Here is a 15,663-nt window from a genome sequence, read left to right on the forward strand (position 1 = left end):
AATCATGCAATGCCAATAATTTTGATTAACAAGATAGTAGAATAAGGTACAGACTACAGAGAGGAAGGGAAATTGGAAGAACTCAGGGCGGTATTGGAATTAGCCACCGAAGGGGAACTACAGGACTTGACAGCTATTCTGTTTAGTCGCAAGTTTAACCCCTTAGATTATGTTCACACACCCGAACCTATTGCAGTGCAAAGCCAAGATCACCAAGCTTGGTTAGATACAATAGAAGACCGCTTTCGGTTTTTAGCGGCTGACGGTATAACAGTATTACGAGGACGCACTGATCAAGTAACTTACCGACAAGCCTTAATTCAAGTATGCAAATATTTGAAAATTCACTATTATCAAGATTTAACAACAATTGATTTAGAAGCAGAAGTTTTTTTGCATCTACTGGGAAAGGTTTGGAAAAAGCTACCAAAACAAGAAAAGCAACAATTAACTATTAATGTACAACGTCAGTTAGTAGAATCAAAACTTAAACAACCATTACCATTGTCATTGCAACGTGATCCTTTAGGATTAATATTTAAAGGTGGTAGTGCTTTGGCTGTAACTTCTGTCATCCAACCTTTTGTTCTTCAACAAATCGCCCGTCAATTTGCTATTCATTTTGCTACCTATCAAGTAGCTAAAGAAGCAGCAATTACAGGTACAGGATTAGCTACCAAACAGTTTCAAAACTATGTGGCTTTACAAATGTCCCGTCGAGGTATGACCATGAGTGCAGCCCGTTATGGTGCGGTTCGTGGTGCGTTTGCTTTGGTAGGTCCTGTGATGTGGGCTTGGTTTTTTGCTGATTTGGGTTGGAGAGCGATCGCCACAAACTATGGCAGAATTATTCCTACAGTCTTCACCCTGGCGCAAATTCGTCTTACCCGTACAGAATGTTGGGAAATAGCTTAAATAAAACTTTTTATCATCCAAACCCCCGCTTACAAACCCCTTGGCATTGGCTACAATTTGGACTAATATCTTTGCCTCTGAGTCCATTTTTGGGCGGTATCTCTATCGTTGTGGCATCATTGCTAACCTGGCGTAAACAATATCATATCATTAGCGATCGCCCAATTCACAAGGGATTTGCTATTTTGAGTATCTTACTCCTGATTACCACCGGATTCGCCTCTGGCAAACTCGATGCTGTTTTGGGTTTATTCAACTTCATCCCCTTCTTCTTCTTTTTTACCGGACTCACTCCTCTCATCCAAACACCCGCCCAATTACGACAAATTGCTTGGATCATGGTATTTGGATCTATACCTGTTTTAATCATCGGTTTTGGGCAATTATTTCTCGGTTGGAATTTCCAATTTCAGTTTTTATGGATTGTTTTTGATTGGATAGTTGCACCAGAAAAATCATTATCAGGACGCATGACTGCTAATTTCATGCACCCTAATACTTTAGCTGCTTATTTAGTAACTATTTTTATTTTGGGTTTAGGTTTATGGCTAGAAAACTACCACAAACTCAAACAAAACAATCCCCTAATTATCTTCTTGACAATTACTGTATGTACTAACTTTATCGCCTTAATTTTCACCAATTCTCGTAATGGTTGGGGAATCACTATTTTTGCCTGTTTAGCTTATGCTTTATATAAAGGTTGGCGATTAATTGTTGCGGCTGTTTTCACCATTACCAGTCTTTGTTTCTTCGCAGCTTTTGCACCTGCACCTATTGCCCAATTTTTCCGAATTTTTGTTCCCTACGGTATTTGGGCGCGATTAAATGATGATATGTTTCCTAATAGACCAGTAGGATTAATGCGGAAAACTCAATGGGATTTTGCTTGGAATCTCACTCAACAACATCCTTTAACTGGTTCAGGTTTACGCAGTTTCGGAAGACTTTATAAAACCCAAATGCAAATTGATGTTAACCATCCTCATAATTTATTTTTAATGCTGTCTGCCGAAACTGGGTTAATTACTACTTTGCTATTTTGTGGTTTACTAATTTGGATCTTAATTACAGCCAGTCAAACTCTCTGGAAATCTAAATCTATAGCACCAGAAAACAGATTAATCTTCTTTAGTTATCTTATCACCTTTAGCGGCTGGATACTATTTAATACTGTTGATGTCACCACTTTTGATATTCGGTTAAATACTCTCTCTTGGGTTTTCCTAGCTGCATTATCTGGCGTTATGTATCAATATCAATCACGTCATAAGTAGGTTAGCATTGAAAATAGTCGTTATGGCAAGGCAAAAGGCAAGAGGTAAGATTGAAGAGGGTTTGGACGATTTTACGTTTCTTTACACAGTTTGGTTTTATTGTGTTCACCTACTTATATCTATTTCACGTAGAACCAGGAGAATTATTCAACTATGAACTTAATTACCAGGATATTTTTGCAAATGTACCGTAATCGCTGTTTTCCCCAAGTCTTTGTCTTTATTTTCATGATTACTAGCTTGTTTGCTTGTAGTGTAACTGAAAATAGTACATCTGCAAATGCTAAAAATCCCCAACGGTCACAGTTAAGCCAAAATAGCTTACCTCAATCTATTTCTCAAGCAGTTCTCAGAGATGCTTCTAGAGTTTCTGGGTTAAAAATTTCTGATTTGAAAATTACTCAAGTTACATCTACTATTTTTAGTAATCCCTGTATTTTCCAATTTGGAGAAGTTTGTACAAAGGAATATAATCCTATTCCAGGCTGGACTATAATTGTACAAGTGAAAGAACAATCTTGGATTTATCATGTCAATAAATCAGGTTCACAAATTCTTTTAGACCCGAAAATTAGCAATAATCAATTACCAAAAAAAATTACTAATGGGGTTTTGAGTGATGCTTCTAAACGTTCTGGTTTAGCAATAAGTTCTCTGAAAGTTACCCAGTCAACCCAGAAAACTTTTAGCAATTCCTGTGTGTTTAATTTTGGTGAAGTCTGCGCTCAAATATTTGATCCTATTAAAGGTTGGGAAGTAATTGTTAAGGTCAAAAATCAATTCTGGACTTATCATGTAGATATAACCGGTACACGCATTGTTTTAGATCCTCAAATTACTAAAATTTAATAATCAAACACATTTTAACAAAGCTAATTTAAACTCAGCCGCAGTTTGAAAATGAATTTTTGGCTTTTCTATTAAAGCCAAATCTATCACTTCTGCTAATTTTTCAGGAATACTAATAACTCAAGTTGCTAGTTATCTCGTTGAGGCTGGTAATGGGTAATTGGTAATAAAAGTTCTGGTTTCATCCTGTTCATCCTTTAATCCTGGACATCCTGTATCCCTTACGGGAGGCGTTGGCCACTTCTGACAATTTACCTAACTAGCAACTTACATTAATATCACGTTGACGAATGGGGACAGCATCATTTCTTAGCACACAATTCCACGGTTCATTGTTTTTCTAAAAGTTTCCCTGTGGTAATGGTGAGAGTAAGGGTAGATGGCATTTTTCTAATAATTGATTATTTAAGGTTGTGGTAAATATTATACTCTGTAGGTTGGGCTAAGTGATAAGGCAACCCAGCCAATTAAATTTTCATCATGTTGGGTTTCCTTACGTCAGGATATAAGTTATTTGTATGGGATTTTGGCAAAAAAGCACTTTCTCAATTATTGGGGGTTTATTCTCATTATTATTGAGAATTTTATCAATAATGTAACGAGTTTTGGTAATTTCAGCTTGGGGGGTTGACAGTGTTCTGAGTTTTGGGTATCCTTATGTTAAGGGTGGGAAAGTGTGCGCCCATATATATAGAGTTTTCATTCATCAAGATAATTATTTCCCAAATAAATCCCAGAAGCAGGGAAATAAGAAAATAAAATTTGTTCTCATAACCAAAATACCAAAACGTTATCTTGTATCTCAGGATGAAGATGCAATTACAGTAGATGTAAAACTGGGAAAGATGGGTAAAATCAGCAGATAAATAAGTAATTAAGGAATTTCAAAATCAGAAATAATGCACACAGACACGATATTCTACCAAATCTTCCTCACTTTTCACACTCTATTATTTGAAATCCTGGGTGAACCTACAGAAAACGCCACAGATTATAAATTTACTTCTGTGGAAGTGAAAGAAAAGGCATTTCGATTTGATGGAATTTTTATGGCAGATAGTCTAGAAAAACCCATCTATTTTGTAGAAGTGCAATTTCAACCAAAACCAGATTTTTACTGGGAATTAATCGCCGAAATCAATATTTATCTCAATCAATTTAAACCTGTACAAGATTGGCAAGGGGTAGCGTTATTTGCGAAACGGAGTTTAGATGTAGGAGAATTAACAGCTTATCAACAAGAATTGATTAATAGTGGGAGAATTAAACAAATTTATTTAGATGAATTACCACCAGGTTCAATTGGTATGGGATTAATTGAGTTAATTGTCAGTCAGGAAGCACAAGCACCGGAATTAGTTAAAACCCTCATGGCAAGGACTAAGACAGAAGTTGAGAATGACAGAGAAAAACAAGGTATTATAGAATTGTTGGAGACTGTTTTATTGTCCAAATTTTCACAATTAAGCCGTCAGGAGATAGAAGCAATGTTTTTAGTGAGTGATATTAAGCAAACAAGGGTATATCAAGAAGCCAAGCAGGAAGGTAGACAAGATGGTGAGATGATCTTATTGATACGTCAGTTATCAAAAAGATTTGGAAAATTGAAAGATATTTACATCGAAAATATCAACAGTTTAAATATAGAACAACTGGAAAAGCTGGGAGAAGCATTGTTGGATTTTGCAGATATTAATGACTTGGAAACATGGTTAGAATCTGAGATAGACAAGTAAGTTTATTTAATTGTCAGAATCAGGTGGTTATCGAGCGAAGTCGAGATAATATCCAGGATTTAAGGATTTACAGGATGTTATTGGATGATTTTTGGTGGGGAGTTGGAGATTTTTATTTGTCAGAATCAGGATTTCCAGGATTTGAGGATTTACAGGATGTTATTGGATGATTTTTGGTGGGGAGTTGTGTGATTTTTATTTGTCAGAATCAGGATTTCCAGGATTTGAGGATTTACAGGATGTTATTGGATGATTTTTGGTGGGGAGTTGTGTGATTTTTATTTGTCAGAATCAGGATATTCAGGATTTGAGGATTTACAGGATGTTATTGGATGATTTTTTTTTTGAAGTTGGGGATTTTTATTTGTCTGAATCAGGATTTCCAGGATTTGAGGATTTACAGGATGTTATTGGATGATTTTTGGTGGGGAGTTGTGTGATTTTTATTTGTCAGAATCAGGATATTCAGGATTTAAAGATTTACAGGATGTTGGTTGGTGTTGAGGTTTTTTGGATGTGAGGATTTTTGTGATGTGGGAACTTTTTGGATATTATTTGTGTGATGATCAAAATTCTCAGTTAATAAACTAAGTAATTGGAAAAAAATATTTACAGTCATTGCGAGCGAAGGGAAGCAATCACAACCCTTGCGATTGCTTCATTTCACTTCGTTCCATATGGCTAACGCCACGCAACGCTTACGCAATGACAATGACATTGTGTAATTAATTCTGTCTCACTACTTATCTATTCTGCGAATAACGCTTCTAAATCTTGACGACCATTTACAATTCTGAGAATTTCCACATTATTATCAACCAATTGATAAAAAATGATGTAACCATTTAAAGGAAGTCCACGCATTCCCTGTCTTATATATTCGTAACTGCGTCCCATTTGAGGAAATAGCAGTAATTTTTCACACTTTTTTGTGAAATCTTGAAAAAGCAGTTCTCCAGTTTCAATATTTCTGTTTAAAAAATATTCAGAAATGCTATCTAAATCTCGAATTGCTAGAGGTGAAATCAAACATTGATTCATTTTTTCTCCTCACGCGCATGACGAAATTTTGCCTGTATCTGTTCAACAACTGTTTCTAAAGGAACTCCTTCCCCTCGTTCTAATTCTGCTGCGGCTTCATTAACTTTAACTCTCACGTCTTCTACCCAGTCTTCATATTCTCGTTGTTTTTCTTGTAAAAGTTGTAGAGCTTGATTAATAACGGCTTCAGCATTAGGAAATCTCCCTTGAGCTAACTGGTTTTGAATAAACTGTTCTTGTTCTGGTTTTAGGGTAATATTCATTGCTATTTCCTATAACTGATAATTTTCATTATAAACGTAATTGTCTGAATCAGGATTTCCAGGATTTGAGGATTTACAGGATGTTATTGGATGATTTTTGGTGGAGAGTTGGTGATTTTTATTTGTCTGAATCAGGATTTCCAGGATTTGAGGATTTACAGGATGTTATTGGATGATTTTTTTTTTGAAGTTGGGGATTTTTATTTGTCTGAATCAGGATTTCCAGGATTTGAGGATTTTCAGGATGTTGTTGGATGATTTTTGGTGGGGAGTTGGTGATTTTTATTTGTCTGAATCAGGATTTCCAGGATTTGAGGATTTTCAGGATGTTATTGGATGATTTTTGGTGGGGAGTTGTGTGATTTTTATTTGTCTGAATCAGGATTTCCAGGATTTGAGGATTTACAGGATGTTATTGGATGATTTTTGGTGGAGAGTTGGTGATTTTTATTTGTCTGAATCAGGATTTCCAGGATTTGAGGATTTACAGGATGTTATTGGATGATTTTTGGTGGAGAGTTGGTGATTTTTATTTGTCTGAATCAGGATTTTCAGGATTTGAGGATTTACAGGATGTTATTGGATGATTTTTGGTGGAGAGTTGGTGATTTTTATTTGTCTGAATCAGGATTTCCAGGATTTGAGGATTTTCAGGATGTTATTGGATGATTTTTTTTTTGAAGTTGGTGATTTTTATTTGTCTGAATCAGGATTTCCAGGATTTGAGGATTTTCAGGATGTTATTGGATGATTTTTTTTTTGAAGTTGGTGATTTTTATTTGTCTGAATCAGGATTTCCAGGATTTGAGGATTTACAGGATGTTATTGGATGATTTTTGGTGGGGAGTTGGTGATTTTTATTTGTCTGAATCAGGATTTCCAGGATTTGAGGATTTTCAGGATGTTATTGGATGATTTTTGGTGGGGAGTTGGTGATTTTTATTTGTCTGAATCAGGATTTCCAGGATTTGAGGATTTACAGGATGTTGTTGGATGATTTTTGGTGGGGAGTTGGTGATTTTTATTTGTCTGAATCAGGATTTCCAGGATTTGAGGATTTACAGGATGTTATTGGATGATTTTTTTTTGGAAGTTGGGGATTTTTATTTGTCTGAATCAGGATTTCCAGGATTTGAGGATTTACAGGATGTTATTGGATGATTTTTTTTTGGAAGTTGGGGATTTTTATTTGTCTGAATCAGGATTTCCAGGATTTGAGGATTTACAGGATGTTGTTGGATGATTTTTGGTGGGGAGTTGGTGATTTTTATTTGTCTGAATCAGGATTTCCAGGATTTGAGGATTTACAGGATGTTATTGGATGATTTTTGGTGGGGAGTTGGTGATTTTTATTTGTCTGAATCAGGATTTCCAGGATTTGAGGATTTACAGGATGTTATTGGATGATTTTTGGTGGAGAGTTGGGGATTTTTCAGGATGTTATTGAATGATTGTTTTTGAATAATTTAAACCATCTATAAATTACCATCCTGTTAATCCTTTAATCCTGGTTATCCTGATTCAGACAATTGAGAATTTCATCACCAACAAACCATCTAAAAATTACCATCCTGTACATCCTTTAATCCTGGATATCCTGATTCTGACAATTGAGAATTTCAGATACCCAACAACTTTTAACAATCTTCTCATTTATCACATTAATTATCGCAGAAGTCGGGGATTTTTAGATGCAAACTAACATCCTGAAAATCTTTTAATCCTGGATATCCTGATTCAGACTTAATAATTTTCTGTAACCCTTAAATGTTACAGTCTACAAGTCTCGACGAGAGAGAAGAGACGCATTCACTATCCTCACACAAACCCATGGGAGGTGGACTTCTGGTGCTTTCTTATCAAAAGTCATATCGTTGTATATCCTCCACTTACCTCCTTTTCTCCATCCCACTTTGTCCCCGAACTTCTCCCAGATGTCAAAGTCATATTCTCTTGTTCCACCGAAACCTTGATAAATGCGTTTCTGAACAGAAAATCCAAACTTTCCATCACTGTATTTTACCCATAACTTATCAATAATACTCAGGTCTTCACAGGGAAAATTATCAATATCAATACTATTAAATAACCAACCTAACCGACCTTCTTTTTCCCGTTTCCCAACCGCTAACATTACCCGTTCTGTTTCCCGGTCTGCTTCCTTCCATTTCTCTTGTGCGAGGAAGTCACGCAGTTGTCTGTAGTCCATTCCACAGGATGATTTTAATTCTACCTCTTGGTTTATTAAACCCAAAATTTCCCGAAACTCCCGCACAGTTTGGGGACGGTTGACTGGTTCTAACTCCATCCCTTTGAGAATTGTAGTGGGGTGTTAGGTGTCCAAGATTGCATATTGTCAGAATCAGGATTTGCAGGATGGGAGAGAAATTAATAATTAGTATAACATCCGCGTTTATCTGCGTTCATCTGCGTTTAATTGTCTGAATCAGGATAACCAGGATTTAAGGATTTACAGGATGTTGTTGAATGATTTTTGGTGGGAAGTTGGATATTTTTATTTGTCTGATAGCGAAGCGTGGCGTAGCCATATCAGGATAGTTTAGGTAATGATAATATCACAATCCTGTACATCCTTAAATCCTGTAAATCCTGATTCAGACGATCCAAAAATTTACTATATATGCGCGGACGGATTCCCACTCCTAACATAAGTGTAAACCAATTATCGCATCTTGTCAAGTCTTGATGTCAAGAATCATATAAAAAAGTGAAAATCGAAAATCTCCACCGCAAACCAACATCCTGTAAATCCTAAAATCCTGGAAATCCTGATTCAGACAATCCAAAAGTTTACTATATATGCGCGGACAGATTTCTACTCCTAACATTAGTGTAAACTAAAATTTTCGCCTTGTCAAGTCTTGAATTAAGATATTTTGGGAATCCTTGCCGATCTTGCCAAAGGGGCATACAATTTGCCTTTTCTCATATATAATAGTAGATTGTGTTGAATTAAAGCCATCCCATGCCCAAATTAAAGACTCGCAAGGCTGCGGCGAAGAGATTCCGCGCCACCGGTAGCGGTAAAATTGTCCGCCGCAAACCTTTCAAAAACCATTTATTAGAGCATAAATCCTCTAGTAAAAAGAGCAATATGTCAAAAATGGCAGTTGTTCATGAACGGGACGAACCTAACGTACGCTTAATGCTTCCATATTTGTAAAAGATCACAGGTAATAAGATATGACTCGGGTAAAACGCGGTAATGTAGCTCGTAAACGCCGCAATAAAATTCTCAAATTAGCTAAAGGTTTTCGTGGTTCTCACTCAACTTTGTTTAGAACCGCTAACCAACAGGTAATGAAGGCACTTCGCAGTGCTTACCGCGATCGCAAAAAGAAGAAGCGTGATTTTCGCCGTCTGTGGATAGCGCGGATTAACGCAGCTTCTAGACAACACGGTTTAAGCTACAGCCGGTTAATTGGTAATTTGAAGAAGGCCAATGTGGAACTAAACCGCAAAATGTTGGCACAATTGGCAATTCTTGATCCTGCAAGCTTCGCAAAAATTGCGGAACTGGCTAACTCGGTTAACGGATAAAGGTGGCAACGGATGAATAACGGATGTAACAGATGGCACTTCGGAAAATTGAAAATTAAAAATAAAGAAACTTTTTGGCATTTTTAATTGGAGTAAAACGCAGAGCAATTATGAATAAGTTACATCTGGTATTATCCGCTACCATTCTCTTAATTTTTTGTCTGTCTTTTCTCAGTGGGAACTTAACTGCATCTGCCGCAACAATGGCGGAAATTCAGCAGCGAGGCTATTTAAATATGGCAGTTAAGGATAATCTTCGCCCTTTAGGCTTTAGGGATGAAAAGGGCAAATTACAAGGGTTAGAAATTGATTTAGCTAAACGTTTGGCTAGTGATTTGCTGGGAAAAGCGGATGCTGTGAAATTGCAATCGGTAGCTAATAGCGATCGCTTACCATTAGTATTTAATCAGCAAGTTGATTTAGCGATCGCTGGAGTCACAGCCACAGAATCACGTTCTCGCATCGTTAGCTTCAGTGTTCCTTACTATTATGACGGTGCAGGAATAGTTACAAAAAACACAGCGATTCAAGCATTAAAAGATGTAAGTAAACGGAAAATAGCTATTCTCAACCACTCCAGCACAATTGGATACTTAAAGTATTTTACACCATCTGCTGAGTTGGTGAGTGTAGATTCCTATGCTCAAGGGTGGGAGAAAATAGAAAGTAATCAGGTAGATGGTTTTGCGGCAGATATTAGTATTCTTAGTGGTTGGGTGCAAGCACATCCTCAATATCGCATACTGGCAACTAAATTATCAGCAGAGCCGCTATCTGTAGTGATGCCAAAAGGATCACAGTATGATGAATTAAGACGTAACGTGAATGAAGCGATCGCTCGTTATACAGTTACAGGTTGGCTAAAAGAACGGATAGAATACTGGGGATTGTAGTAATTTAGTGAGAAATACACAACCTAATAACTGATAATAGATAGAGTATTTTAATAATTTGTATTTGTAGAAAATGGATAGCAATTTAGTCATCATTTATCTGTCACTTTTTGTTGGTTTACTTGCATTTGCTGGGGTGAATGTTTTTCGTCAAGTATTCAAAACCCGAAAACTTGAAAGCTCCTTGAACAAGTTAAAAAACAAATTAACAAAAGAAAAAGGTACGGCTCAAGAATATTATGAATTAGCTAGTATCTACTCAGAAAAAAAAGTATTTAGTCAAGCCATACCCCTATTTCAAAAATCTCTCAAAGCAGCCGAAGAAGAAGGAGAAGAATCCATTGCTCCTATTTATAACGGATTGGGATATGTTTACTTTGCTCAAGAGCAATATGACTTAGCAATTCGTCAGTACAAAGAAGCCATAAAATTGAACCCAGACTATGTATCAGCTTTAAATAATCTCGGACACGCTTACGAAAAGAAAAAATTGAATGCTCAAGCTTTAGAAATGTATGAAGCAACACTAAAATTAGCACCCAATAACATCGTTGCTAAACGTCGGGCTGAATCCTTACGTCGCTTAGTTTCTATCTAAGCTCAAACCCTCACTATATCTCGTTCCCAGTCTCTGACTGGGAATGCTATCACAGAGGACTCTACTAAGTAGGTTGGCGTTGAAAATTGTCGTTATAGCAAGGCAAGAGTAAAGAAGTTTTCAGCAATTTTACGTTTCTTTACACAGTTTGGTTTTATTGTGTTCACCTACTTATTATTAAAGGCAGAGCCTTCTGGAATTCATTCCCATACAGAGTATGGGAACGAGAAAAGAATCAAAAAAGATCATTATACAGGAAAAATCAGGTAATGTTAAATTTGCAGTTATTCGAGATTTACAAGAAACAATCACCGCAGCAGTAACAGACAGACCAAAAGTAAAAGCAGAATGTTTAAGGTTGTTAGTCACCTTAAAATTAAATCCTGCTAAAATGCAGTTAATATCAGGGTTTATTGATAGTTATTTAAGACTGAATCAAATAGAAGAAGAGAAATTTAAAACAGAATTAGGTTCACTAATACCAGAAGAACAAGAGGAAGTTATGCAAATAGTAACTAGCTGGATGGAACAAGGTATTGAACGAGGTATTGAACGAGAAAAAAATTTAATTATCCGTCAAGTTAATCGCAAGCTAGGAAAAATTGATGCTAAATTAGAAGCACAAATTAGAAACTTAAATGTAGAAATTATTGAACTTTTAGGAGAATCAATCTTTGATTTATCTACAGTAGAGGATTTACAAAATTGGTTAAATAATCTCCAGATTTAAATTAAAAATATGACTGATTAACCATTTCAGCCTTTTATAGGGTTAGAAGTTCAGCGCTAGATATGTCTATGGTAGGGGCAGGTTGTAGATAAAATTTCGGATACACTGCTAAAATTAAACTTTTTAAGCCCTGTCCCTACTGTGGTTTTAACTGTCTCCTGTTTTTTCAATAGTTTCAATCACTGCTAACCCTATACTCGAAGCGGCGATTAGCATGATTGGTGCTGCTAAAAAGGCAATGGTAAGCATCTTGAGGGCTTGGTCAAAAAAAATACAGGTGGTCATTTGTTCACCTTCTGAACTGTATACAGCTACTGGTACTATCTAATTTTTCTTCACAGCCAGGTGGCTGAATTCCCAGTAATTGTATCTTAACAAAACTTTAGCTCTTTCATGACATGATGACAAAGTTTTATTACTAAAAATGGAAAAAGGAGAAGAGTTAGTAATTGTGATTTTAAGGAAAGATTCTCAAGAGTTTTGAGGACTTGCAAATAAAATTTATTTTTTGGAAGTTGACACTCCCCGGTCTAAAGACGCGGGGATTCTTAATCGAATAATTGTCAAGACAACTGCTCGAATAATATCCGCTTTTCAGGTATTACCTTAGATGTACGGTTCTTGCCCTGATCCTGTTTGCCATTACTGGCAGAATCATCTCTGACAAGCGTAACTTTCCGAGAGTCCCCCGGTAGGTTTTTAATGTCTTTGCTGACAAATTTTAAATTAGCTCTTCGTAAAATTGTCCGGGAGGCTTGAGTATCAGCATGGTCAATATGACCGCAGTTTTCACAAATGAACTTTTCGCCATCTCTGTTAGCTTTACTAATATGATGACAAGCCGAACATTCTTGAGAAGTAAATTTAGGATTAACGGATAATACTGGCTTACCAGACTTCAATGCCAGCCAAGCGATTTTAGAAAATAAGTCACCCCAACTGGCATCAGAAATAGAGCGATTTAACCCACGTTTTGCAGATTGACCATTAGCCATAAATCGCCCTTTCTGCCGTTTAGGTTTGCAGCGGGACTTCATCGCCTTAACATTTAGATCCTCTTGGACAATTGCCTCAGCGGTGTTAACAACTTTATTGGCTGCTTTCCATTGATGATCATTCCGTTTATCTGCAATCTTTTTATGTAGTTTGGCGACTCTTTTCCCGGCTTTTTTACGATTATTAGAACCCTTGACTTTACGGTTAACCCGGCGCTGTCTGATTCTTAATTGACGACGGACTTTTTTGTTAGTTGCAAATTTAGGATTTTCAATAAATGAACCATCCGACAAAGAAATTAATTTATTAATTCCTACGTCAATACCCACCGCTGATTTGACAGTTTCAATTTCTGTGACTTCAGGTAGCGATTCAGGTAAATTGAGTAATACACTCATGTACCATCCGTCAGCTTCTTTAATTACTGTTACCGTCCTAATGTCAGCATCTACGGGAATAGTCCGACTATCAAAATAGCGCATAGTCCCCAGTCCAGGAAAGTAGGCATGGGAATAGCATCGGGGCTGATTGGATTCACGATTAACGGTTAATTTTACTTGTCCTGGCTTGAATTGAAAAGTTTTAAAATTAGCTGCTTTACGAAACGCAGGAAAACCCCTTTTGTGTTGAAAAAATCCGTTATAAGCAATATCTAATTTAGCTAAATTACCTTGTAAAACATCTGAATTAATTCGGCTATACCATTCAGATTCAGAACGTAATTCAGTTGTTCTCTTACTTTGAATATCAGTCGGACTACCCCAGCTTAAACCATGCTTCTTACTATTTTTTGTTAGCCCAGAGGACATTATGCCATGCTTAACGATAGGGCAGGTTAATGGGCAATAAGAACCATATTCAATACGACTATCTAAGTCTGAAAATGCGCCATATTGGTACATAACAGACTCATCTGATTTTTGGTTATTAGTTTCAAATCCGCGCTGACGTTCTGCTAAACAATAATTTCTGTGTTTCCGCAAAGTAACAAGCCACTCAGACATTAAGGCTTGTTGCCCAATATTCGGTTTTAGCTTGAATCTCCAGCGTATTTGCACAGGTTTATTTTGTTGATATGATTGACGATATGACTATCTTAGTCTACAATTTAAAGGAAGTCAATAGCTAAAATATATGAAAAAAAGTTCTTATGAATATCGGCATTATAACCCACTTTCCGCACTTCATTTTGTAATACGCGAATATTTCCATAATTTAATTTTTTATCGTTCAATAAAACACATATTTTATCCATCATTTTAGGTATTAATATTGAACAATTTAACCCTTATTAGGAATAATTCTTGAAAAGGTGGATACTACATTGTGAAGTGCGGAATATGAGTTATAATCACGCTGTCGGATTGAGCGTGATTCATTTAGTCTGGATACCTAAACGCCGAAAAAAAGTGCTTGTAGGGAAAATCAGGGATAGGATTTTTGAGATATTTTCGGCATTAGCTATTGAAAAAGATTGGAATATTCGGGCGTTAGAAGTTGCACCAGATCACATTCATTTATTCGTAGAGATTCATCCAACTGATGCAATATTTCAGGTAGTTAAAGCATTTAAAGGACGCTCATCTAATTACCTAAGAAAAGAGTTCCCAGAATTAAAAAAGCTACCGTCACTTTGGACTAGCAGCTATTTCTTTTCAACTGCTGGAAACGTTGCTGCTGATACTATAGAAAGATATATTAATGACCCGCATCATGGTTGAGAATATTGGAAGCGGTTAAAACCGCACGAGTAGGCTTTCCCCCGCGCTCTAAAGAGACGCGGCTCCCAGCCTTCCCGCAATCTCCTGGTGGAATATAGAATTAGCAAAAAACAAGATTCTGAATTTTGCTAACTAATAAATTCCAAAAAGAAACTAATTTATACAAGTTTGAATAGTAGCAATTACTGATTCAGCCAGACTTGGTAAATCATAACCACCTTCTAAACCAAACATAATTTTTTTGGTTATACCTAAACAGTATTCTGTAAATAAACCAAAATCTTCTGGTTGCAAATTCACACCGGCTAGAGGATCATTGGCATTAGCATCATAACCAGCACTCACAATCAATAAATCTGGCTGAAAATTGCTTAAAAACGGGAGAATTTTCCTTTCCCACAGGGGTTGATAGACAGTAATATCACTACCAGGAGGGACAGGTAAATTTAACACATTATGATGTGAACCTTGTTGAGAAGCTTTCCCTGTACCGGGATAAGCTGGATATTGGTGGAGAGAAATATAAGCAATTTCTGAGTGAGTTTCTACTATTGCTTCTGTCCCGTTTCCGTGATGTACGTCCCAATCTAGAATAGCAACGCGCTTAATTCCAGGTTGTTGCAAAGCATAAAAAGCTGCTATGGCGGCGTTAGAAAATAAACAAAATCCCATACCTGTGTCACTTACTGCATGATGCCCGGGTGGACGCGCTAATATAAAAGATGTATCTGCTGTATTAAGAACTATATCAACTCCATCTAACCAAGCACTAACCGCCAATAACGCCACATCATAACTGCGGGGAGAAATGGGAGTATCCCCGTCTAAATAACCTCCACCGGAGGCAGCGATATCTTTTACTTTGTTAATATAGGTTGTAGGATGAACCTTTTCTATCCAAGACATTAAAGATGGTTTTAATAGAACTGGTGTAGGTAGTTTCCAGGTAATTTTCTCTGCAAAACTCGCAGTTTTTAAAGCATCAACTATCGCTGTCAATCTGGCTGGTTTTTCTGGGTGGTAGATTCCCGTTTTGTGATCTAAAAATTCGTCAGAATAAATAACTTGTAACATATATTTCTA

Annotated in this window: 23 protein-coding genes; 16 read left to right on the forward strand and 7 right to left on the reverse strand. The window is 36.6% G+C overall.

Going from position 1 to position 15,663, the window contains the following annotated elements:
- Positions 1-72: 72 nt before the first annotated feature.
- From NG743_RS00080 to NG743_RS00095, 4 genes are all read left to right on the forward strand, one after another.
- Positions 73-915, forward strand: coding sequence for a YaaW family protein (locus tag NG743_RS00080; RefSeq protein WP_027401073.1), 843 nt, complete (start codon positions 73-75; stop codon positions 913-915).
- On the forward strand, positions 897-2,192 hold the full coding sequence (locus tag NG743_RS00085; RefSeq protein WP_027401072.1) for an O-antigen ligase family protein: 1,296 nt from the start codon (positions 897-899) through the stop codon (positions 2,190-2,192). Before NG743_RS00080 ends, NG743_RS00085 begins: the two co-directional genes overlap by 19 nt.
- Positions 2,193-2,345: 153 nt before the next feature.
- Positions 2,346-3,041, forward strand: a complete 696-nt coding sequence (locus tag NG743_RS00090) for a DUF8738 domain-containing protein (protein ID WP_027401071.1) — start codon at positions 2,346-2,348, stop codon at positions 3,039-3,041.
- An 899-nt stretch (positions 3,042-3,940) separates the two neighbouring features.
- Positions 3,941-4,777 carry an Rpn family recombination-promoting nuclease/putative transposase gene (locus tag NG743_RS00095; RefSeq protein ID WP_027401069.1) on the forward strand — a complete coding sequence of 279 codons (837 nt, stop codon included), beginning with the start codon at positions 3,941-3,943 and terminating at the stop codon, positions 4,775-4,777.
- Between the two features lie 472 nt (positions 4,778-5,249).
- On the opposite strand, the gene NG743_RS00100 is transcribed toward NG743_RS00095, so the two are convergent.
- The 3 genes from NG743_RS00100 to NG743_RS00110 all read right to left on the reverse strand — a co-directional run bounded on the left by NG743_RS00100 (position 5,250) and on the right by NG743_RS00110 (position 6,081).
- Positions 5,250-5,396, reverse strand: coding sequence for a hypothetical protein (locus tag NG743_RS00100; protein WP_160289918.1), 147 nt, complete (start codon positions 5,394-5,396; stop codon positions 5,250-5,252).
- Positions 5,397-5,524: 128 nt separating this feature from the next.
- Positions 5,525-5,818 (reverse strand): type II toxin-antitoxin system RelE/ParE family toxin, encoded by a 294-nt coding sequence (locus NG743_RS00105; protein ID WP_027401067.1) that lies wholly within the window; start codon positions 5,816-5,818, stop codon positions 5,525-5,527.
- Entirely contained in the window at positions 5,815-6,081 is a 267-nt protein-coding gene (locus NG743_RS00110; RefSeq protein WP_168497217.1) for a type II toxin-antitoxin system ParD family antitoxin, read from the reverse strand. Before NG743_RS00110 ends, NG743_RS00105 begins: the two co-directional genes overlap by 4 nt.
- A gap of 172 nt (positions 6,082-6,253) precedes the next feature.
- Here NG743_RS00110 and NG743_RS00115 point away from each other — a divergent pair, with 172 nt between their 5' ends.
- The 6 genes from NG743_RS00115 to NG743_RS00140 all read left to right on the forward strand — a co-directional run bounded on the left by NG743_RS00115 (position 6,254) and on the right by NG743_RS00140 (position 7,488).
- Positions 6,254-6,421 (forward strand): hypothetical protein, encoded by a 168-nt coding sequence (locus NG743_RS00115; protein ID WP_257121228.1) that lies wholly within the window; start codon positions 6,254-6,256, stop codon positions 6,419-6,421.
- Positions 6,422-6,500: 79 nt separating this feature from the next.
- Positions 6,501-6,668 (forward strand): hypothetical protein, encoded by a 168-nt coding sequence (locus tag NG743_RS00120; protein WP_257121229.1) that lies wholly within the window; start codon positions 6,501-6,503, stop codon positions 6,666-6,668.
- Positions 6,665-6,832 carry a hypothetical protein gene (locus NG743_RS00125; protein WP_257121230.1) on the forward strand — a complete coding sequence of 56 codons (168 nt, stop codon included), beginning with the start codon at positions 6,665-6,667 and terminating at the stop codon, positions 6,830-6,832. Before NG743_RS00120 ends, NG743_RS00125 begins: the two co-directional genes overlap by 4 nt.
- Before the next feature lie 78 nt (positions 6,833-6,910).
- Positions 6,911-7,078 (forward strand): hypothetical protein, encoded by a 168-nt coding sequence (locus NG743_RS00130; RefSeq protein ID WP_257121231.1) that lies wholly within the window; start codon positions 6,911-6,913, stop codon positions 7,076-7,078.
- Positions 7,075-7,242 carry a hypothetical protein gene (locus tag NG743_RS00135; RefSeq protein ID WP_257121232.1) on the forward strand — a complete coding sequence of 56 codons (168 nt, stop codon included), beginning with the start codon at positions 7,075-7,077 and terminating at the stop codon, positions 7,240-7,242. The genes NG743_RS00130 and NG743_RS00135 overlap by 4 nt, the downstream gene beginning before the upstream one ends.
- 78 nt (positions 7,243-7,320) lie before the next feature.
- Complete coding sequence (locus tag NG743_RS00140; RefSeq protein WP_257121233.1) at positions 7,321-7,488, forward strand: hypothetical protein; 168 nt, start codon at positions 7,321-7,323, stop codon at positions 7,486-7,488.
- Between the two features lie 370 nt (positions 7,489-7,858).
- Here NG743_RS00140 and NG743_RS00145 read toward each other — a convergent pair whose 3' ends face one another.
- Positions 7,859-8,389 (reverse strand): GUN4 domain-containing protein, encoded by a 531-nt coding sequence (locus NG743_RS00145; RefSeq protein ID WP_306459819.1) that lies wholly within the window; start codon positions 8,387-8,389, stop codon positions 7,859-7,861.
- A 678-nt stretch (positions 8,390-9,067) separates the two neighbouring features.
- Between NG743_RS00145 and rpmI the strand changes: the two genes are divergently transcribed.
- The 5 genes from rpmI (at position 9,068) to NG743_RS00170 (ending at position 11,863) form a co-directional block, all read left to right on the forward strand.
- Positions 9,068-9,265, forward strand: coding sequence for a 50S ribosomal protein L35 (rpmI, locus tag NG743_RS00150; protein WP_071992743.1), 198 nt, complete (start codon positions 9,068-9,070; stop codon positions 9,263-9,265).
- Between the two features lie 20 nt (positions 9,266-9,285).
- Positions 9,286-9,642, forward strand: coding sequence for a 50S ribosomal protein L20 (gene rplT / locus NG743_RS00155; protein ID WP_015079973.1), 357 nt, complete (start codon positions 9,286-9,288; stop codon positions 9,640-9,642).
- Positions 9,643-9,752: 110 nt separating this feature from the next.
- Positions 9,753-10,535, forward strand: a complete 783-nt coding sequence (locus tag NG743_RS00160) for a transporter substrate-binding domain-containing protein (protein ID WP_257121235.1) — start codon at positions 9,753-9,755, stop codon at positions 10,533-10,535.
- Positions 10,536-10,608: 73 nt separating this feature from the next.
- A complete protein-coding gene (locus NG743_RS00165) occupies positions 10,609-11,133 on the forward strand; it encodes a tetratricopeptide repeat protein (protein WP_027401063.1) in 525 nt (174 codons plus the stop codon).
- 217 nt (positions 11,134-11,350) lie between these two features.
- Positions 11,351-11,863: a DUF4351 domain-containing protein gene (locus tag NG743_RS00170; RefSeq protein ID WP_257121236.1), complete on the forward strand. Its 513-nt coding sequence runs from the start codon at positions 11,351-11,353 to the stop codon at positions 11,861-11,863.
- A 147-nt stretch (positions 11,864-12,010) separates the two neighbouring features.
- Here the strand turns inward: NG743_RS00170 and NG743_RS00175 are convergent, their stop codons facing one another.
- Together NG743_RS00175 and NG743_RS00180 are read right to left on the reverse strand one after the other, a co-directional pair.
- A complete protein-coding gene (locus NG743_RS00175) occupies positions 12,011-12,148 on the reverse strand; it encodes a hypothetical protein (protein WP_257121237.1) in 138 nt (45 codons plus the stop codon).
- A 278-nt stretch (positions 12,149-12,426) separates the two neighbouring features.
- The gene (locus tag NG743_RS00180) at positions 12,427-13,863 is read right to left on the reverse strand and encodes an RNA-guided endonuclease InsQ/TnpB family protein (RefSeq protein ID WP_257121238.1); all 1,437 of its coding nucleotides are present in this window, start codon (positions 13,861-13,863) and stop codon (positions 12,427-12,429) included.
- Positions 13,864-14,199: 336 nt separating this feature from the next.
- On the opposite strand from NG743_RS00180, the gene tnpA reads away from it, so the two are divergent.
- Complete coding sequence (gene tnpA, locus NG743_RS00185; RefSeq protein ID WP_035081600.1) at positions 14,200-14,580, forward strand: IS200/IS605 family transposase; 381 nt, start codon at positions 14,200-14,202, stop codon at positions 14,578-14,580.
- A 153-nt stretch (positions 14,581-14,733) separates the two neighbouring features.
- Here the strand turns inward: tnpA and NG743_RS00190 are convergent, their stop codons facing one another.
- Positions 14,734-15,654, reverse strand: coding sequence for a histone deacetylase family protein (locus NG743_RS00190; RefSeq protein ID WP_027401061.1), 921 nt, complete (start codon positions 15,652-15,654; stop codon positions 14,734-14,736).
- Positions 15,655-15,663: the final 9 nt, after the last annotated feature.

Source organism: Dolichospermum heterosporum TAC447, assembly GCF_024584745.1.
GTDB classification, from domain to species: Bacteria; Cyanobacteriota; Cyanobacteriia; order Cyanobacteriales; family Nostocaceae; genus Dolichospermum; species Dolichospermum heterosporum.